Origin of the sequence: Stenotrophomonas sp. (assembly GCF_036662295.1) — a bacterium.
Classification (GTDB): Bacteria; Pseudomonadota; Gammaproteobacteria; order Xanthomonadales; family Xanthomonadaceae; genus Stenotrophomonas.
The window spans coordinates 13,685-31,280 of sequence record NZ_JAVWXA010000036.1; the positions used below are offsets into that span (position 1 = coordinate 13,685).

Here is a 17,596-nt window from a genome sequence, read left to right on the forward strand (position 1 = left end):
TCCTTCCGGCTCACGGACAACCGGCCGGGCGAGCCGGCCGGGAAAGGCGTGGCGGCGGCCAGCGTGGCCACCGCCGGGGGTGCGGCGCGCCGCAGGGCAGCGCGCCGCGGGCTCAGCGGGCGTCGACCACCGAGGCGGTCACGGTGGTGACCGTCTCCTCGCCGTCTTCGCTGATCTGGCGCGGCGCCTGCGGGCGCGGGCCCACGCCCAGGTAGCGCTGCATCAGCTCCTGCACGATCGGGCTCTTGTCGGCCAGGCCCTCGATGGACTTGCCCAGCGACACGGCCTTGATCAGGTTCTCGAACATGCCGCCGTCGCCGCCGACCAGGTCGATGTCGGCGTTGCGCAGCGCACTGGCGATGACGCCGGCGTTCTCGCGCGAGACTTCCTTGCCGGCGTCGATGGAGGCCAGCGCCTGCTTGAGGCTGTTGTCGAGCATCATGCGGAACTCCTCGTGGCCGCGCGCGGTGTCGCTGAGCGAACCGATCGCCTCGAACTTGCGGACCAGGCCTTCGGCCTCGGCCAGCAGCTTCTTCTGCACCACGCCGGCTTCGGCGCCGCCGACCGACTCGGTCGCGGTGGCGCGGGCACGGCCCATCTGTTCTTCACCCTGGGCCTGGGCCTGCAGGGTCTCGGCCAGCACGCGGGCTTCGTTGGTGCCCTGCTTGAGGTTGGCCTCGGCCTTGGCCTCGATCACACGCGCTTCGGCGATGCCGACCTTCTCGATGGCCAGCGCCGAGGCTTCGCGCACCTGCGCTTCGGCCAGGCCGGGTGCGGCCTGTTCGGCGCGGGTACCGTCGGCGAGCAGGCGCTTGGCCTCGGCCTGCTTGCCGGCCGCTTCGTGTTCGGCCTGGGCCAGCGTGGTGATCTCCACGGCGCGATGCTTGGCCGCGGTCTCGGCCGCCTGGGCTTCCTTGACCTGGCGCACCAGCAGTTCCTGCGCGCGGCCTTCGGCCTCCAGGATCAGCACCTGCTTCTGGCGCTCGGCCTCGGAGACTTCACGCACTTCCTTGATGCGCTCTTCTTCCTGGGCCACGGTCTTGTCGATGGCGATGCGCTCGCGGGTGATGTTGGCCACGTCCATCTTGCCGGACTCGACCACCTTGTCGCGCTCCACGCCCTGCAGCTGCACTTCGCGCTGGGTGGTGACCTGCTCCAGCTGGCGCGCACGCTCGACCCGCTCGGACTCGATGGCCACCGCGCGCTGCCGGTTCTGCTCGGCCACCTCGACCTCGCGCTGGCGGTTCTGCTCGCGGATGTCGATCACTTCCTGGGCTTCGATGCGGGCCTGCTCGGACAATTGGCGCTGTTCTTCCTGCACCTTGGCCGTCTCGGCTTCCTCGCGGGCGCGGATGGTTTCGATCTCGCGCTTCTGGCGGGCCTCGGCCTCGGCCTGCTGGCGCTCCAACGCCAGCAGCGCTTCGCGCGCCTCCACGTTCTTCTTGGTGATGGCCAGCTTTTCGTTCTGTTCCAGCTCGTTGGTGACCACGTTGTGGGTGGCGGTCAGCTCGGTGATCTTGCGGATGCCCTGGGCATCGAGGATGTTGTTCTGGTCCAGCAACAGCTTGGGGGTCTGCTCCAGGTAATCGATGGCCACGTCTTCCAGCGCATAGCCATTGAGGTCGTTGCCGATCACCGCGATGATCTCGTCGCGGAATTCCTGGCGCTTCTCGAACAGTTCGGTGAACTCGAACTTCTTGCCGACCGTCTTCAGCGCTTCGGAGAACTTGGCATTGAACAGCTCATCGACCGCATGCTTGTCCGAGGCGCGATCGGCACCGATCGCCTTGGCCACGCGCAGCACGTCGGCCTGGGTCTCGTTGACGCGCAGGTAGAAGGCCACGGCGATGTCGGCGCGCATGTTGTCGCGGCAGATCAGGCCTTCCTTGCCGCGGCGGTCGATCTGCAGGGTGATCAGGCTGATCCGCATCAGCTCGGCGCGGTACAGCACCGGGATGATCAGCGCACCGGTGAAGTGCACCTTGGGCTGGGCGCTCATGTCGTTGACGATCAGGGCCACGCCCTGGTCCACCTTGCGGTAGAAGGCCTTGAACAGGCCCGCCAGGCCGAACAGGAGGACCAGCGGTATGCCCAGGAACAAGAAAAACTGGGTCAAGGTCGCAGCACTCATCGATGGATCTCCTTATCGCCCGGGAACGGGCTGTCTTGAATGGAAAGCGCGGGGTGGTCGTTTTCACGCGCCACCAGGTAGTGGTTGTGGTCGGCCAGGTAGTCCAGCAGCACCACGCGTTCGCCGCGCGCCAATACGGCGCCGTCGCGGGTGCGCACCTGCAGGATCAGCCCGGCACCGCCGTCATCGACATTGGCGTAACCGGTGCTGGCGTTGACCAAGGGCGAGGCGATCACGCCCACGCGGCCGAGCACGGAGGTTTGCGCCACCGGGCGCAGGCGCAGCAGCAGGCGGCGGATCGGGCGCAACACGATCACGCTGAGCGGCACCGACGCCACCAGTGCGAGCACCGCGGTGACGCTGCCGGCCAGCCAGCGTCCCGCGCCGGGCAGCGGCTGGAGCAGGTGCAGATGGACGAAAAAGGTGATGTTCCAGCCGAAGAAGGCCAGCAGCGCGATCACCAGCATCACCGGCGCCCCGCCCAGGCCCAGCCGGGAGAACATGCCGGAAATGCCGTGCAGGCCGTCATCGCCCAGATGCAGGTCCATGCCGTCATGGGCGATGCCGTCGTCGACCACGCCGAGCGCGGCCAGCATCCAATAGATCACCGCGAACGCCAGCACGACGCTGTAAGGCAGCGTGGGGAACGTCAACGCAACGTTGAGGAACTCGTTCATGCCGTGTCTTCCCTGCAGTGGCGAGCCCCTTTTCCCCGAGGCCGCCGATGGGAAGCACTCCGGCTTCCCGCGATTACGCGCCGTGCCGGCCGCGCCATGTCCTGTGGATGCTACGTGAAATATGGCGCCGCGCCCATAGGCGGACGCGACGCGGTGCGCCGCACCGGCGGGCGTCGATCAGGCAGGAAAGGCGGCAGGTTGGACCGCAGCGCCCGGCGCCGGGTGGGTTCACCGGCGCTGGCAGGCCGCTTCCCGCGCGGTGGCCATCGGGCCGGGCGCGTGCGGGACGGGTGGGTCAGTCGGCTTCGTGGCAGTCGGCGCGGCGCACTTCTTCGACGAACTTGCGCATCTTGTAACCGTCCTTGATGCCCGGTTCGCTCTCGATGCCGCTGGACACATCCACGCCCCAGGGCAAGGTGGCCACGATGGCGTCGAACACGTTGTCCGGCGTAATGCCGCCGGCCAGCAGGAAGGGCCGGTGCAGGCCGGTGGGCAGGCGGGTCCAGTCGAAGGCCACGCCGGTGCCGCCGCCACCGCCGGGGGCGTGGCTGTCGAACAGGAAACCGGCCGCGCTGGGATAGCGCAGCTGCAGCTGGCGCGCGTTGACGTCATCACGCCCGCCCATCGCCACCGCCTTGAGGTAGGGCATGTTGAAGCTGCGGCAGAACGATTCGTCTTCCTCGCCGTGGAACTGCAGCAGGGTCGGCCGTACCGTGCGCAGCACTTCGCGCACCTCTTCCTTGCTGTTGTCGCGGAACAGGGCCACCACATCGACCATCGGCGCGATCGCCTGGCGCATCGCGCGGGCCTCGGCCGGGGCGACCCGGCGCTTGCTCTCGCGGGCGAAGATGAAGCCCACCGCGTCCACCCCCAGCTCGCCGGCCAGGCGGACGTCGCCGGCGCGGGTCATGCCGCAGAACTTGATTCGGGTGCGATAGAAAGAGCGGCTCATAAAGTGACCTCGGCGGGCAGTTGCCAGTTGTCGGGGTACAAGGGTCCAACGAACACCAATCCCTGCGGCGGTGCGGTCGGCCCGGCCACGGTGCGGTCCTGGCCGGCCAATAGTTCGGCCATCCAAGACACCGGTTTGTCCCCGCACCCGACCAGGATCAGTGAACCGACGATATTGCGCACCATGTGATGAAGGAATGCATTGGCCTGAACACAGACCTCCACCACCTCGTCGTCGCGGCGCACGCTGATGGCCTGCAGCTCGCGCCGGGCGTGCAGGGCCTCGCACTGGATGCTGCGGAACGCGCTGAAGTCGTTCTCGCCCAGCAGCGCCTGCGCGGCGGCATGCATCGCCCCGGCATCGAGCGGGCGCCGCTCCCAGCTCAGGCTCTGCCGGCCCAGCGCCGGCCGCACCTGGCGGTTGAGCAGGCGGTAGCGGTACCGGCGGGCGCGGGCCGAGAACCGGGCATGGAAGTCATCGGCCACCGGCACGCACCAGCGCACCGCGATCGCGCGCGGCAGGCGGGTGGTGGTGCCCAGCGTCCAGCCGCGCGGGTCGCGGACCACGTCGGTGTCGAAATGGACCACCTGGCACTGGCCGTGCACGCCGGCGTCGGTGCGCCCGGCGCAGGTGACGTGGATGGGGGCATCGGCCACCGAGGACAGCGCCTCCTGCAGGCTGGCCTGCACGCTGGGGCAACCGCTCTCGCCCAGCTGCTGCCACCCCTTGTAGTCGCTGCCGTCGTATTCCACGCCCAGTGCGTAGCGCATGGTCAACCTCTGTAAGTCGGAGAAAGCCGGCCGCGGCCGGCCAGGGCGTCAGGCCGGGTCGCGCTCGGACCAGACCGCCAGTTCGTTGCCACCGGGCTCGATGAACTGGAAACGGCTGCCGCCGGGAAAGGAGAACACCGGTTTGACCACCACGCCACCGTGGGCGGTGACCGCCGCCAGCACCGGGGCCAGCACGTCGGCGTAGATCACCAGCAGGCTGGCACCGGCCGCGGTGGTGCCGGGCGTGCCGCGGAAGAAGCCGCCCTGCAGGCGGCCATCGTCGAAGGCGGTGTAATCCGGGCCGTAATCCACGAACGACCAGCCGAACACCTCGGTGAAGAAGGCGCGGCTGGCGGCCGGATCGGTGGAGGCGAACTCCACGTAGTCCAGCCGCCGCTCACGCGCCGCCTGCGGGGACGTGGCGCTCATCCCAGCCTCGCCAGCAGTTCGCGCGCCTGCGCCTGGCTGTGCGGGTCGGCCGCGTGGGCCACTTCCTGCAGCAGCGTGCGTGCGGTTTCCGCATCGCCCAGGTCCAGGTAGGCGATGGCCAGCTCCAGCCGGTCCCGGCCTGCTGCCGGGGCGCCGGACGCATCGCCGTCCAGGGCGTCGTCACCATGAGCATCCAGGGCATGCGCCGGCGCGGCGTCGCCGAGGGGCATGGCCACCGCCTCAACCTCGGGCCGGGCGACCGGGTCGCTGTCCTCGGGGAACTCGAACACGCCGCGATAGGAGGGCTGCGCGGCCGCTTCCAGGGCGTGGGCGGGCGGTTGGTCGAACGCGTCGGTGTCGGTGGTGTCGGTGGCGTCGGCGATGACCGGCGCGGGTTCGACCGCTGCCGCCGCCTCCGGCGCGATGTCCGGCTCGGGCGGCGCGTCGGCGGTGCGATACCCCGGCTCGGGCTCCAGGTGGAACACCGGTTCGCGGCGGCCGCCGTCGAGCACATAGTCCGGGGCGGTGGCGTAGTCCGCGTCGTGGGCGGCGTCGTCCTCGATGGCCACCGCGTCGTCGGTGGCCTGCTGGGCCGCCAGTTCGTCCACGTAATCGGCGGCCGGCACCGCGGCGGCCAGCGCGGCCGCATCCAGGCCATCGCGGCGCAGCGGCGGCAGCGGCGACGGCTTGCGCCGCCGGGCCATTGCCCACCCGGCCACCACCAGCAGCAACACGCCCAGGCCCAGCCAGTACCAGCCGGCCCCACCGCCCTCGCGGCTGGCCGGGGCCTGGCCCAGGCGCTGCTGTGCGGCGGCCAGGTCGCTGTCCTTCATCGCGATCAGCGACTGCTGCTGGCTCTGCAGTTTCTCCAACTCGGCCACGCGCCCGCGCAGCTCCTGGATCTCGGCATCGCGGGTGGCCACGTCTTCCTTGGCCTGCCGCAGTTGTTCGTTGCCCAGCATGTCACCCTCACTGCCGGCAGCGGTGCCGGTGGTTGTCCCTGCGTTGTTGTCGGTGGCGGCGACCGCCGGGGCGATCTCCAGGCGCGCACCGCTGGCGGCCGCCGGCGTGGCCGCCGGGCCTGGGCCGGGGCTGGCGGCCTGGCCACTGGTGGCGGGCTGCGGGATGGCCGCGCGCGATTGCCGCCACTGCGCGGCATGTTCGCGCACGATCGCGGCGGCCTCGCCGGCATCAATCGGGGTGGCAGCATCGCCGCCGGGCCCGCGCAGCACCGCGCCCTGCTTGAGCAGGTTGACGTTGCCGCGGATGAAGGCATCCGGGTTGGCGCGCAGCAGCGCGATCATGGCCTGGTTGCGGTTGATGCCCTGCTCGCGCGCCACCGCCCCTGCAATCTGCGACAGGGTCTGGCCACGCTGGACGGTGATGCTGCCATCGGCCGCCACGTTGGCCGGTGCCGGTGCCGGTGCCGGTGCGGGCGTCGGTGCCGGCGCAGGCCGTGGGGTGGCCGCGCGCGCGGGGACCGGCGAGGTCCGCGACGGCGTGTCCGTGCCGGCCACCGGCGGTGCCGGCTCCGGCTCGCGCACGATGGCGTTGGACATCGCGCCGGCGGGCGCGACGATCTCCGGCTCGGCCACCGCCAGCGCGCTGTTGGGCGCATCGACCAGCGCCGAGTATTCGCGGACCAGCCGGCCCTGGCCCCAATCGGCTTCGATCAGGAAATTGAGCGACGGCGTGGTGACCGGGGCCAGGGTGCTGACCCGGACCACCGCCCTGCCCTGCGCGTTGCGGGTGAGCTCGAACTGCAGCTCGCTGACCAGCCCGACCGGCCGTTCAAGCCCGACCCGGGCAAAGGTGACCGGCGAGGCCAGGGCCACGCGCAGGTTCTGCAGTTCGGCCGGATCGGCGGAAATGACCGGGATTTCGGCCAGCAGGGGCTGGCCGGGCTTGGACAGCACCCGGATATCGCCCAGGCCCAGGGCCATGGCGGAGCTGCTGGCCAGGGCCAGCACCAGCGTGGAGACATACTTGAGCGGGCGCAAGGCGCCCGGAGCCCGGTTCTTCATGGCGGCCAATATAACGGCTCCCCCCGTGATCGGCGATGGTTGCATTGCAGTCGCCGGTGGCATCCCCATGCCACCGGCGTTGCCCGATCAGCCTTCGGCGGCGACCAGCTCGGCCAGCTGCACCGCATTGAGGGCGGCGCCCTTGCGGATGTTGTCCGACACGATCCACAGGTTCAGGCCACGCGGGTGGGAGAGGTCTTCGCGGATGCGGCCCACGTACACCGCATCGGTGCCCGAGGCATGGGTGACCGGGGTCGGGTAGCCGCCCGCTTCATGCGCATCCACCACTTCCACGCCGGGCGAGCGCGCGAGCAGCTCGCGCGCGGCCTGCACGGTGACCTTGTCGCGGGTCTGGATGGTGACCGCTTCGGAATGGCCATAGAACACCGGCACGCGCACCGCGGTGGGGTTCACCAGGATGCTGGCGTCGCCGAGGATCTTCTGGGTTTCCCAGACCAGCTTCATTTCTTCCTTGGTGTAGCCGTTGTCCTGGAAATCGTCGATGTGCGGGATCAGGTTGAAGGCGATCTGCACCGGGAAGCGCTGCGGGTCGATGTCCTGGAAGCTGAGCAGCTGGCCGGTCTGCTTGCCCAGTTCCTCCAGCGCCGAGCGGCCGCCACCGGAGACGGACTGGTAGGTGGCCACGTTGATGCGCTCGATGCCGTACTGGCGGTGCAGCGGGGCCAGCGCCACCAGCATCTGCATGGTCGAGCAGTTCGGGTTGGCGATGATGCCGCGCGGACGCTGCCTGAGCGCTTCCGGGTTCACCTCGGACACCACCAGCGGCACGTCATCGTCGTAACGGAAGGCCGAGGAGTTGTCGATCACCACCGCGCCGGCTGCCGCGAACTTGGGGCCGTACTCCTTGGAGACGCTGCCGCCGGCGGAGAACAGCGCGATGTCCACGCCGGCCGGGTCGAACTTGGCCAGGTCCTGGACCTTGATCTTGTTGCCGCCGAACTCGATCTCGCCGCCGGCCGACCGCGAGGACGCGAGCAGGCTCAGGGTGGCGATGGGGAAGTTGCGCTCGGCCAGGATGGACAGCATGGTTTCGCCGACGGCACCGGTGGCACCGACGACGGCGACGTGGAAACGACGATCTGCATTGCTCATGGGGGAATCTCTTGTTTGGGGGTACCGGACAGCGGTCGGTACAAGCCGGAATGTGAAATGTGCACCGACCTGCGGTCGGCACCTACCGGATTCGGGGAACCTCGTCGGCGGGCCGCGAAGTTCCCTATCGTTTTGCGTCGTCGATGTCTTTGCCGCCCACACCAGCGCGGGCACGGCGTGCGTCGGCCACGGCCTGCGCATTGAGCGCACTCGGCGGATCGCCCGCCTGCGGGCCTGCGTCGAGCGCGGCCGTGAGGTTGTCCACCGCCAGCTGCACCATCGCCCGGCGCGTGGCCTGGCTGGCACTGCCGATGTGCGGGGTGAGCACCACGTTGCGCAGCGCCAGCAGCGCCGGGCGCACCGTCGGCTCGCCTTCGAACACATCCAGCCCGGCGGCGGCGAGGCCACCGTTGGCCAGCGCAGCGGCCAGGGCCGCTTCATCGACGATGCCGCCACGGGCGATGTTGACCAGCGTGGCGGTCGGCTTCATCTTCGCCAGCGCAGCGGCATCGATGATGTGGTGCGAGCTGGCGTTGTAGGGCAGCACCAGCACCAGGTGGTCGGCCTGCGCGAGCAGGGTGTCCAGATCCACGTACTGCGCGCCGACCTCGGCCTCGGTGGCCTCGGGCAGGCGCGAGCGGTTGTGGTACAGCACGCGCATGCCGAAGCCGAGCGCACCGCGACGGGCGATGCCCTGCCCGATCCGGCCCATGCCCAGGATGCCCAGCGTGCTGCCGTGGATATCCGCGCCGAGCAGGGTCTGGAACGACCATTGCCCCCACTGGCCCTCGCGCAGCCAGCGTTCGGCCTCGGTGATGCGCCGGGCGGTGGCCATCAGCAGCGCAAAGCCGAGATCGGCGGTGGTTTCGGTGAGCACGTCCGGGGTGTTGCTGGCCAGGATGCCGGCGCTGCTGAGCGCCTCCACATCCAGATTGTTGTAGCCCACGCCGACGTTGGCGATGGCGCGCAACCGCGGCGCGTTGGCGATCTCGGCCGCGCCGATGCGCTCGTTGAGGGTGATCGGCGCACCGTCCACGCCCGCCAGGCGCTCGGCCAGCTGCGCGGGCGTGTAGCGGGTGACCGCGTGCGTCATCTCCAGCTGGAAATGCTGCCCGAGCTGTTCGACGACCTCATCGAACAGCGGCTGGCTGACCCAGACCCTGGGGCGCGGATCAGCCATCGATGCGGCCCGGGATGCGCGGGGTGACTTCGCCCACGTCGCCACACTGGGCGCGGTGGCGCAGGGCCTGGTCCATCAGCACCAGGGCCATCATCGCCTCGGCGATGGGCGTGGCGCGGATGCCGACGCAGGGGTCGTGGCGGCCGGTGGTGATCACCTCCACCGCCTGGCCGGTGGCGTCCACCGTGGCGCCGGGCAGGCGCAGGCTGGAGGTCGGCTTGAGCACGATCGAGGCGGTGACCTGCTGGCCGGTGGAGATGCCGCCGAGGATGCCGCCGGCATGGTTGCTGGCAAAGCCCTCGGGGGTGATCAGGTCGCGGTGCTCGGTGCCGAGCTGGGCGGCGCTGGCAAAGCCGTCGCCGATCTCCACGCCCTTGACCGCATTGATGCTCATCAGCGCCGCCGCCAGGTCACCGTCGAGCTTGCCGTAGATCGGCTCGCCCCAGCCGGGCGGCACGCCATCGGCCACCACGTTGACGCGCGCACCGACCGAATCACCGGACTTGCGCAGCGCATCCATGTAGCTCTCCAGGGCGGGCACCTGCTCGGCAACGGGCCAGAAGAACGGGTTGTCCTCCACCGCCGACCAGTCATGCCCGGTGGGGGTGATCTGGCCCAGCTGGGCGAGGTAGCCGCGCACGGTCACGCCATGGCGCTGCTGCAGCCACTTCTTGGCGATCACGCCGGCGGCCACGCGCATGGTGGTCTCGCGCGCGGAAGACCGCCCGCCGCCGCGCGGATCGCGGATGCCGTACTTCTGCCAGTAGCTGTAGTCGGCATGGCCCGGGCGGAACTGCTGGGCGATGTTGCTGTAATCCTTGCTGCGCTGGTCGGTGTTGCGGATCAGCAGCGCGATCGGGGTGCCGGTGGTGCGCCCTTCGTACACGCCGGAGAGGATTTCGATCTCGTCGGCTTCGCGGCGGGCGGAGGTGTGCCGGCTCTTGCCGGTGGCGCGGCGCTGCAGGTCGTGCGCGAACGCATCGGCACTGATCGCCAGCCCCGGCGGGCAGCCGTCGATCACGCAACCGATCGCCGGCCCGTGCGATTCGCCGAAGGTGGTGACGGTCAGCAGTTTGCCGAAGCTGTTGGAACTCACGGCCGCTGCGCCGCCAGCTCGGTGATGCGGGCGCGGTGGGCGATCAGTTCACGGCATTCGACGGCGAAGATCCCCATCTGGCCCACCTTGAACTCGACCCAGGCAAAGTCGACTTCCGGCAGCAGCTTGATGAGGTGCTGTTCGGAGTCGCCCACTTCGCAGATCAGCAGGCCATCCTCGCTGAGGTGCAGCGGGGCGTCGCGCAGGATCTTCAGCACCAGGTCCAGGCCGTCGTCGCCGGCACGCAGGCCCATCTCCGGCTCGTAGGAATACTCCTGCGGCAGGGCATCGGTCTCGTCGTTGGTGACGTAAGGCGGGTTGGTCACGATGAGGTCGTAATGACGGCCGGTGAGGCCGTTGAACAGGTCCGACTTGAGCAGGGTGACGTTGTGCGCCTGCAGGCGTTCCTTGTTCTCGTGGGCCAGGCTGAGCGCGTCGTCGCTGAGGTCCACGCCGTCCACTTCCCAGTTGGGGTAGTAGTGGCCGATGGCGATGGCGATGCAGCCCGAGCCGGTGCACAGGTCCAGGGCACGGTGCACGTCGCGGCCGGCGAGCCAGGGCTCGAAGCCGCTTTCAATGAGTTCGGCAATCGGCGAGCGCGGCACCAGCGCGCGGGCGTCGCTCTTGAAGCTGAGCCCGGCAAACCAGGCTTCGCCGGTGAGGTAGGCCGCCGGCAGGCGCTCGTTGATGCGGCGCTCGAACAGGGCCAGGACCTCGGCCTTCTCCGGCGTGGTGACCCGGGCGGCGCCGTAGGCGGGGCCGAGGTCGTGCGGCAGGTGCAGGCTGTGCAGGACCAGCTGGGTGGCTTCGTCCAGGGCATTGTCGTAGCTGTGCCCGAAGGTGAGGCCAGCGGCGTTGAAACGGCTGGTGCCGTAGCGGATCAGGTCGATGATCGTATGGAGTTCGGCGGCCGTTTCGGCAGTCATGGCAAGGCAACAGACAAGGTGGCCCCCGATTATAGGCGACCCCATGCCCCCCGGCATCCGTTGCAGTGGAAAGTGGTTGAGCCCCCCGACACCCCAAAACAACCACCGGGACCGCCGTCCCCCCTATCATGGTGGCCCCTTCCGGGCACGGGCTTTCCATGTTCAATCGCAGCACAGGCATCATCCTGCTCATCGCGCTGGCCGCCGGCCTTGGCCTGGTCGCCGCGCAGAAGGTGTTCGCGCCCGCGCCGGCCAGCACCCGCCCGGCCACCGAATCCATCACCCTCTACCCCCAGCCCCGGCCCCTGCCCGACTTCAACCTCGGCCAGTCCGACGGCACCCGCCTCATCCCCGGCGAACTCAAGGGCCACTGGACCCTGGTCTTCCTGGGGTTCACCTTCTGCCCCGACGTGTGCCCCACCACCCTGGCCGAGCTGGCCCAGGCCCAGAAACAGTGGGAAGCCCAGCCGGAGACCCTGCGCCCGCGCCTGGTCTTCATCTCCGTGGACCCCGAGCGCGACACCCCGGCCCGCCTCGGCGAGTACGTGCACGCCTTCCACAAGGACACCCTCGCCGCCACCGGCGACGTCCCCTCGCTGGAGCGCTTCGCCACCTCCCTAGGCTTCGTCTTCCAGAAGGTGCCCGGCAAGCACATCGACGAAAACCCCGAGGATTACACCGTCGAGCACTCCGCCGGCCTGGCCGTGCTCGACCCGGACGGCAAGCTTGCCGGCCTGATCCGCCCCCCCTTCAACGCGCAGGCCATCGCCCGCGACCTGCAGATGCTGACCGAGAAGACCGCACCATGAGCCTGACCACCACGCTGAGCTACGTCCTGCCGCACCGCCTGATGTCCTCGATGGCGCGCCGGCTGGCGTATTCGCGCAACCCGCGGATTTCGCGCTGGCTGATCGACACTGTCACCGCCAGGTTCGGGGTCAACCTGGCCGAAGCGGCCAATCCCGATCCGCGCAGCTACGCCACCTTCAACCAGTTCTTCACCCGGGCGCTCAAGCCCGGCGCGCGCGTGGCCGCCGCCGATCCGCGCACGCTGGTGATGCCGGCCGATGGCCGGATCAGCCAGTTGGGGGCGATCGAGGACGGGCGCATCTTCCAGGCCAAGGGCCAGTCCTTCACCGCCGCCGAGCTGCTGGGCGATGCCGCCGCGGCCGAGGTGTTCCGGCACGGCCTGTTCGCCACGGTGTACCTCTCGCCCAAGGACTACCACCGCGTCCACATGCCCTGGACCGGCACCCTGCGCGAGACCGTGCATGTGCCGGGCCGGCTGTTCAGCGTGGGCCCGGCCGCCGTCAACCACGTGCCGGGGCTGTTTGCCCGCAACGAGCGCCTGGTGTGCCACTTCGATACGGACTTTGGCCCGATGGTGCAGGTGATGGTGGGCGCGCTGCTGGTGTCCGGCGTGGAGACGGTGTGGGGCGGCGAGGAGATTCCGGCCTACGGCGATACGATCACGCGCAAGGACTACCGCGGCAAGGGCATCACCCTGGAACGGTTTGCCGAGATGGCCCGCTTCAACTACGGCTCCACGGTGATCGTGCTGCTGCCCCCGGACGTGGCCGCCTTCGCCCCGCACCTGGATGCCGAGCATGCCGTGCAGCTGGGCCAGCCGCTGGCGACGCTGCTGTAGGGCGGCAGGCATCCGGGGAGCCGGCCAGCGGCCGGCACTACCTGGCGGTTCCAGCGCGCGGTCGGCGCCATACCAAAACGCCCCGGTTTCCCGGGGCGTCTTCGTGTGCGTGATGAACGCCGATCAGGCCTCGACCGGACCGACGTCCATGCCGTCGTAGTCTTCCACCCCGTTAGCCTCGGCCAGCGCCTGCAGCTCGTGGTTGCGTGCGTCCAGCGAGGCTTCGGTATGCACCTCGGCGCGCTCCACGTGCAGCACGTGGTACGGCGCTTCGCCGTCTTCCAGCTCCGGCTCGAAGATCTCCACCAGCGTGTAGCCCAGCGCGACCAGCTTCTCCGACAGCCCCGTGAGCGGCTCCGGCGTGGTGTTGACGAAGAAGTAGCCCCACAGCATCGGGCCGTTGAGGTCCCAATCGGTGTTTTCGCGGATGTTGGCGAACATGTCGTTGATTGCGGTGATATCCATCTGTGTTCCTGTGTGCGTCTACCTGTGGGTCGCGGCGGGCGGCCACGACCGGTGATGGATGTCCGCCGGACCGGGCAGGCCGCGGCGGGAATGCGCGCAGCCTACTCCATCCCGCGGGCGCTTACCTGTCGCAGCCCTGCAGTTTCAGCACCTGGCCCTGGCGCAAGGCATAGGCCGGGGCCTTCAGGCCGTTGGCACGCGCCAGTTCGCGCACATCGCACTGGAACTTGTCGGCGATCGCGCCCAGGGTCTGGCCCTTGCCCACCTTGTGGCTGCGCACCGGCTTGGCCTTGGGCTTGGGCTTGGCCACCGGGGCAGCGACCGGGGCGATCGGCGTGGCCGCCACGGCGCTGGCCTGCACCTGCGTCACCGGCACCACGCTGCCCACCGCGACGTTGCCGGTGTAGCTGGCCGCGCTGGGCCGCACGATCGCCGCGTTGAGGTCGGCGGTGATCAGGGTGCGTGCCAGGTCGGCGCGCGGGCCGCTCACGCAGTAGCGGTTGTACAGCCCGGCGATGCGCGTGGTGGCGTTGATGATGGTGCCGGCAGGAATCCAGCCGTCGGCCTCATAGCGCGGATTGAGGTTGCGCAGCGCCCGCATGTAGCCGTCGCGGGTGCCGGCACTGCCCAGGCAGATGGTCAGCTCGTAGATGCTGGTGGATTTGGCCAGGCGGATCGTGGCCGGCTGCGCGCTGATCTTCGGGAATTCCACCCCGTACTGCTGCGGGTGCAGGTAGATCCACGCCGCGGCGATCACCATCGGCACGTAGTCCTTGGTTTCGCCGGGGAACTGGTTGTACACGCTGTCCACCCAGAAGCCCTGCCCGCCGCTCTGCTTGAACACGCGCGCGGCGCGGCCTTCGCCGCCGTTGTAGCCGGCCAGCGACAGTTCCACGTTGCCGTTGAGCTCGCGCATGCGTTCGTTGAGGTAGGTGGCGCTGGCCTCGGCGGCGCTGCGCGCATCGAAGCGGGTGTCAAAGCCGGTGCCGTCCGGGCCCAGGCCGAAGCGGCGGCCGGTGGCGGGCATGAACTGCATCAGCCCGGCGGCGCCGGCGCGCGAGGACGCGTGCACGCGGCCGTTGGATTCCTTGGCCATGATCCCGAACAGCAGCGCCTCGGGCAGGCCGCGCTTCTCCCACTCCGGCCACATCACCGCGCGCAGGTTCTGGTAGTTCTCGTAGGTGGTCATCAACGCCGGGCGCATGTCGGTCAGCCAGCGGCGGATGCCGGCCTGCACGGCCGGGTTGTACTCGACCATGCTGTCGAAGGCGTGGCGCTTGTCGTTGAGCAGCGCGGCGGCGCGCGCGGCCTCGGGCACGTCGGCGGCCAGCGGGCTGGTGTGGTCCGGGTCGGCCTCCAGCAGGCCGCCATCGCTGGCCAGCGTGGCATCGTCGCTGTCGCGGGTGTCGGCGTTGTCCTTGAGCAGGCGCTTGTAGGCCGGCAGCATGTTGCTGACCTGGCAGCCCTTCTGGGCCACGCAGGCGCTGATCACATCCTCCATGTCCTCCAGCGCGGCATCGCCTTCGTTCTTGCCCTTGGGGTCGGCGTTGGCCACCAGCACCAGCGCGTCGCGATAGCGCTTCTCGGCCGCGGCCATGCGCTGGTCCAGCGCCTCGATCTTGACCCGATCACGCGCGGAAACCCGCTGGGCATGTGCCTCGGGCACCATCGACACCATCGCAGCCAGCGCCAACAACGGCCAACCACGGACAAACAAGACAGGAACGGGCATTTTTGGCACTGTGTGCGAAAGAAGGGGCAGAGTAGCCGCGCCGCTTGCATCGGGGCAACCCGGCAGGTCGTCGGCCCTGCACTGATATTTAGAATCCTGCGTATTCAGATAGCATCCCCCCCCTGTACGTCCACCAGCGAGTTGACCATGGATCCGATCCTGCTCGGCAAAGGCATCACCGACGATATCGCCGTGACCCTGCAACCCCGCCTGGGCAACCGCCACGGGCTGGTCGCCGGGGCCACCGGCACCGGCAAGACGGTCACCCTGATGACCCTGGCCGAAGGCTTCTCGCGGATCGGCGTGCCGGTGTTCCTGGCCGACGTGAAGGGCGACGTGTCCGGCCTGGCCGTGCCCGGCACGGGCACCGACGCCCTGCTTCAGCGTGCGCGCGACCTCGGCGTGGCCGATTACGCGCCCGCCGCCAGCCCCACCGTGTTCTGGGACCTGTACGGCAAGCTGGGCCACCCGGTGCGCACCACCGTCAGCGAAATGGGCCCGACCCTGCTGGCACGCATCCTGGAGCTCAACGACACCCAGTCCGGCGTGCTCGACATCGTGTTCAAGCTGGCCGACGACCGCGGCCTGCTGCTGCTGGACCTGGACGACCTGCGCGCCCTGCTCGGCCTGGTCGCCGAGGAGCGCAAGGACATCTCCACCGAATACGGCCTGGTCAGCGCGCAGACCGTGGCGGCCATCCAGCGCTCGCTGCTGCGCCTTGCCCAGGACGGCGGCGAGGCCTTCTTCGGCGAGCCGGCGCTGGAACTGGCCGACATCATGCGGTTCAACCACGACGGCCGGGGCGTGATCGGCATCCTCGCCGCCGACCAGCTGGTGCTCAAGCCGCGGCTGTATTCCACCTTCCTGCTGTGGCTGCTGTCGGAGCTGTTCGAGACGCTGCCGGAAGTGGGCGACCTGGACAAGCCCAAGCTGGTCTTCATCTTCGACGAGGCCCACCTGCTGTTCGACGATGCGCCGCCGGCGCTGGTGCAGCGCATCGAACAGGTGGTGCGCCTGATCCGCTCCAAGGGCGTGGGCGTGTATTTCTGCTCGCAGTTCCCCGACGACGTGCCGGCCAACATCCTCGGCCAGCTCGGCAACCGCGTGCAGCATGCGCTGCGCGCCTTCACCCCGCGCGACCAGAAGGCGGTCCGCACGGCGGCGGAAACCTTCGTGCCCAATCCCAAGCTGGACGTGGCCGCCGTGCTGGCCAAGCTGGGCACCGGCGAAGCGCTGGTCTCCACGCTGCAGGACAAGGGCATCCCCGCGCCGGTGCAGCAGACACAGATCGCCCCGCCGCGCTGCCGGATGGGCGCGATCACCGAGGCCGAGCGCGCGCAGGTGCGTGCCGGCAGCCCGGTGGGCAGCCGCTACGACACCGCGATCAACCGCGAATCGGCGGCCGAGTTGCTGGCCCAGCGCGCGCAGAAGGCGGCCGAGCAGGCCGATGCGCCCAAGGCCCGCACCCGCGAGCAGGACGAGCAGCAGGAAGGCGGCTTCGGGCAGTCCATCAAGGACGCCATCTTCGGCACCAAGCGCCGCCAGGGCATGATCGAAACCATGGCCAAGCAGACCACCCGCACCGTGGGCACCCGACTGGGCAACCAGATCGTGCGCGGCCTGCTCGGCGGTCTTTTCGGCGGCAAACGCTGATCCCCGGTGCCGCGCCAGCGGGCGTGGCCCCTTTTACAGAGCACACACAGTCCTGATGTCGCGTTGGCGTCCCCCCGCGGAAAAAAGCACGGCCCTGATCACCGCACAGGGCCACCAGCGGCTCAAGCACGAGCTGGACGACCTGTGGCGGGTGCGCCGCCCGGACGTGGTCAAGGCGCTGGCGGCGGCCGCCGCCGAAGGCGACCGCTCGGAGAATGCCGAGTACACCTACCGCAAGAAGCAGCTGGGCGAGATCGACCGGCGCGTGCGCTACCTGACCAAGCGACTGGAATCGCTGCGCGTGGTGGATACCGTGCCCAGCGACCCGCAGGCGGTGTTCTTTGGCGCGTGGGTGGAATTGGAGAACGTGGACAGCGGCGACGTGAGCCGCTATCGCATCGTCGGCCCGGACGAGACCGACGCCCCCACCGGCTGGATCAGCATCGACTCGCCGCTGGCGCGCGCCCTGCTGAAAAAACGGGTGGATGACGAATTCGAGGTAGAGCTGCCCAGCGGCCGCACCGGCTTTGCGATCCTGTCGGTGGAGTACGGTGCGGGCTGAGGAAAGCTGCGCCGGCCGGGTGTTGAGCGCTGCCGGCTGCTGGTAGGGTCGCATCCCAATCGACTGCCATGGACCCCGCCGCGTTCGGTGTTGGCATGACCATCGGCGGTGAAGGCGCTTTCCTCGTTCAACGCGCGGCGTTACCGGGTGGTGCACCGTTATCGGCGGTTGTTTGGGAACCACCCCTACCGTGTGCGCTGTCCAGGTGCGCGGGCAGCGGGAGGTACGCGACTGCCGG

Annotated in this window: 16 protein-coding genes; 4 read left to right on the top strand and 12 right to left on the bottom strand. The window is 69.5% G+C overall.

Features of this window, described 5'->3' with window-relative positions; all coding sequences use genetic code 11:
• Positions 1-112: 112 nt before the first annotated feature.
• From RSA25_RS09295 to prmB, 10 genes are all read right to left on the bottom strand, one after another.
• Entirely contained in the window at positions 113-2,131 is a 2,019-nt protein-coding gene (locus RSA25_RS09295; RefSeq protein ID WP_332808605.1) for a hypothetical protein, read from the bottom strand.
• Positions 2,128-2,808, bottom strand: a complete 681-nt coding sequence (locus tag RSA25_RS09300; RefSeq protein WP_332808606.1) for a hypothetical protein — start codon at positions 2,806-2,808, stop codon at positions 2,128-2,130. Before RSA25_RS09300 ends, RSA25_RS09295 begins: the two co-directional genes overlap by 4 nt.
• Positions 2,809-3,103: 295 nt before the next feature.
• A complete protein-coding gene (locus RSA25_RS09305) occupies positions 3,104-3,760 on the bottom strand; it encodes a phosphoribosylanthranilate isomerase (protein ID WP_332808607.1) in 657 nt (218 codons plus the stop codon).
• On the bottom strand, positions 3,757-4,530 hold the full coding sequence (gene truA, locus RSA25_RS09310; RefSeq protein WP_332808608.1) for a tRNA pseudouridine(38-40) synthase TruA: 774 nt from the start codon (positions 4,528-4,530) through the stop codon (positions 3,757-3,759). The genes RSA25_RS09305 and truA overlap by 4 nt, the downstream gene beginning before the upstream one ends.
• A 48-nt stretch (positions 4,531-4,578) precedes the next feature.
• Positions 4,579-4,959: a VOC family protein gene (locus RSA25_RS09315; RefSeq protein ID WP_332808609.1), complete on the bottom strand. Its 381-nt coding sequence runs from the start codon at positions 4,957-4,959 to the stop codon at positions 4,579-4,581.
• Positions 4,956-6,983 carry a FimV/HubP family polar landmark protein gene (locus RSA25_RS09320; RefSeq protein WP_332808610.1) on the bottom strand — a complete coding sequence of 676 codons (2,028 nt, stop codon included), beginning with the start codon at positions 6,981-6,983 and terminating at the stop codon, positions 4,956-4,958. Before RSA25_RS09320 ends, RSA25_RS09315 begins: the two co-directional genes overlap by 4 nt.
• Positions 6,984-7,070: 87 nt before the next feature.
• Positions 7,071-8,096, bottom strand: a complete 1,026-nt coding sequence (locus RSA25_RS09325; RefSeq protein WP_332808611.1) for an aspartate-semialdehyde dehydrogenase — start codon at positions 8,094-8,096, stop codon at positions 7,071-7,073.
• Positions 8,097-8,220: 124 nt separating this feature from the next.
• The gene (locus RSA25_RS09330; protein ID WP_332808612.1) at positions 8,221-9,276 is read right to left on the bottom strand and encodes a D-glycerate dehydrogenase; all 1,056 of its coding nucleotides are present in this window, start codon (positions 9,274-9,276) and stop codon (positions 8,221-8,223) included.
• Positions 9,269-10,372 (bottom strand): chorismate synthase, encoded by a 1,104-nt coding sequence (aroC, locus tag RSA25_RS09335; protein ID WP_332808613.1) that lies wholly within the window; start codon positions 10,370-10,372, stop codon positions 9,269-9,271. The genes RSA25_RS09330 and aroC overlap by 8 nt, the downstream gene beginning before the upstream one ends.
• Positions 10,369-11,298, bottom strand: coding sequence for a 50S ribosomal protein L3 N(5)-glutamine methyltransferase (prmB, locus tag RSA25_RS09340; RefSeq protein ID WP_332808614.1), 930 nt, complete (start codon positions 11,296-11,298; stop codon positions 10,369-10,371). The genes aroC and prmB overlap by 4 nt, the downstream gene beginning before the upstream one ends.
• 158 nt (positions 11,299-11,456) lie before the next feature.
• On the opposite strand from prmB, the gene RSA25_RS09345 reads away from it, so the two are divergent.
• Both RSA25_RS09345 and asd read left to right on the top strand, forming a co-directional pair.
• Positions 11,457-12,107, top strand: a complete 651-nt coding sequence (locus tag RSA25_RS09345) for an SCO family protein (protein WP_332808615.1) — start codon at positions 11,457-11,459, stop codon at positions 12,105-12,107.
• Positions 12,104-12,946 (top strand): archaetidylserine decarboxylase, encoded by an 843-nt coding sequence (gene asd / locus RSA25_RS09350; RefSeq protein ID WP_332808616.1) that lies wholly within the window; start codon positions 12,104-12,106, stop codon positions 12,944-12,946. Before RSA25_RS09345 ends, asd begins: the two co-directional genes overlap by 4 nt.
• A 123-nt stretch (positions 12,947-13,069) precedes the next feature.
• Here asd and RSA25_RS09355 read toward each other — a convergent pair whose 3' ends face one another.
• Positions 13,070-13,411 (bottom strand): ribonuclease E inhibitor RraB, encoded by a 342-nt coding sequence (locus tag RSA25_RS09355; protein WP_332808617.1) that lies wholly within the window; start codon positions 13,409-13,411, stop codon positions 13,070-13,072.
• A 121-nt stretch (positions 13,412-13,532) separates the two neighbouring features.
• The gene (locus RSA25_RS09360; protein WP_332808618.1) at positions 13,533-15,143 is read right to left on the bottom strand and encodes a transglycosylase SLT domain-containing protein; all 1,611 of its coding nucleotides are present in this window, start codon (positions 15,141-15,143) and stop codon (positions 13,533-13,535) included.
• A gap of 147 nt (positions 15,144-15,290) precedes the next feature.
• Between RSA25_RS09360 and RSA25_RS09365 the strand changes: the two genes are divergently transcribed.
• Together RSA25_RS09365 and greB are read left to right on the top strand one after the other, a co-directional pair.
• On the top strand, positions 15,291-16,796 hold the full coding sequence (locus tag RSA25_RS09365) for a helicase HerA-like domain-containing protein (RefSeq protein WP_332808619.1): 1,506 nt from the start codon (positions 15,291-15,293) through the stop codon (positions 16,794-16,796).
• A gap of 55 nt (positions 16,797-16,851) precedes the next feature.
• Positions 16,852-17,358: a transcription elongation factor GreB gene (greB, locus tag RSA25_RS09370; RefSeq protein ID WP_332808620.1), complete on the top strand. Its 507-nt coding sequence runs from the start codon at positions 16,852-16,854 to the stop codon at positions 17,356-17,358.
• Positions 17,359-17,596: the final 238 nt, after the last annotated feature.

Bases quoted from the DNA above. Each gene is read 5' to 3' on its own strand.
- RSA25_RS09295 (WP_332808605.1), bottom strand. From the start codon at position 2,131: ATGAGTGCTGCGACCTTGACCCAGTTTTTCTTGTTCCTGGGCATACCG.
- RSA25_RS09300 (WP_332808606.1), bottom strand. From the start codon at position 2,808: ATGAACGAGTTCCTCAACGTTGCGTTGACGTTCCCCACGCTGCCTTAC.
- RSA25_RS09305 (WP_332808607.1), bottom strand. From the start codon at position 3,760: ATGAGCCGCTCTTTCTATCGCACCCGAATCAAGTTCTGCGGCATGACC.
- truA (WP_332808608.1), bottom strand. From the start codon at position 4,530: ATGCGCTACGCACTGGGCGTGGAATACGACGGCAGCGACTACAAGGGG.
- RSA25_RS09315 (WP_332808609.1), bottom strand. From the start codon at position 4,959: ATGAGCGCCACGTCCCCGCAGGCGGCGCGTGAGCGGCGGCTGGACTAC.
- RSA25_RS09320 (WP_332808610.1), bottom strand. From the start codon at position 6,983: ATGAAGAACCGGGCTCCGGGCGCCTTGCGCCCGCTCAAGTATGTCTCC.
- RSA25_RS09325 (WP_332808611.1), bottom strand. From the start codon at position 8,096: ATGAGCAATGCAGATCGTCGTTTCCACGTCGCCGTCGTCGGTGCCACC.
- RSA25_RS09330 (WP_332808612.1), bottom strand. From the start codon at position 9,276: ATGGCTGATCCGCGCCCCAGGGTCTGGGTCAGCCAGCCGCTGTTCGAT.
- prmB (WP_332808614.1), bottom strand. From the start codon at position 11,298: ATGACTGCCGAAACGGCCGCCGAACTCCATACGATCATCGACCTGATC.
- RSA25_RS09345 (WP_332808615.1), top strand. From the start codon at position 11,457: ATGTTCAATCGCAGCACAGGCATCATCCTGCTCATCGCGCTGGCCGCC.
- asd (WP_332808616.1), top strand. From the start codon at position 12,104: ATGAGCCTGACCACCACGCTGAGCTACGTCCTGCCGCACCGCCTGATG.
- RSA25_RS09355 (WP_332808617.1), bottom strand. From the start codon at position 13,411: ATGGATATCACCGCAATCAACGACATGTTCGCCAACATCCGCGAAAAC.
- RSA25_RS09360 (WP_332808618.1), bottom strand. From the start codon at position 15,143: ATGCCCGTTCCTGTCTTGTTTGTCCGTGGTTGGCCGTTGTTGGCGCTG.
- RSA25_RS09365 (WP_332808619.1), top strand. From the start codon at position 15,291: ATGGATCCGATCCTGCTCGGCAAAGGCATCACCGACGATATCGCCGTG.
- greB (WP_332808620.1), top strand. From the start codon at position 16,852: ATGTCGCGTTGGCGTCCCCCCGCGGAAAAAAGCACGGCCCTGATCACC.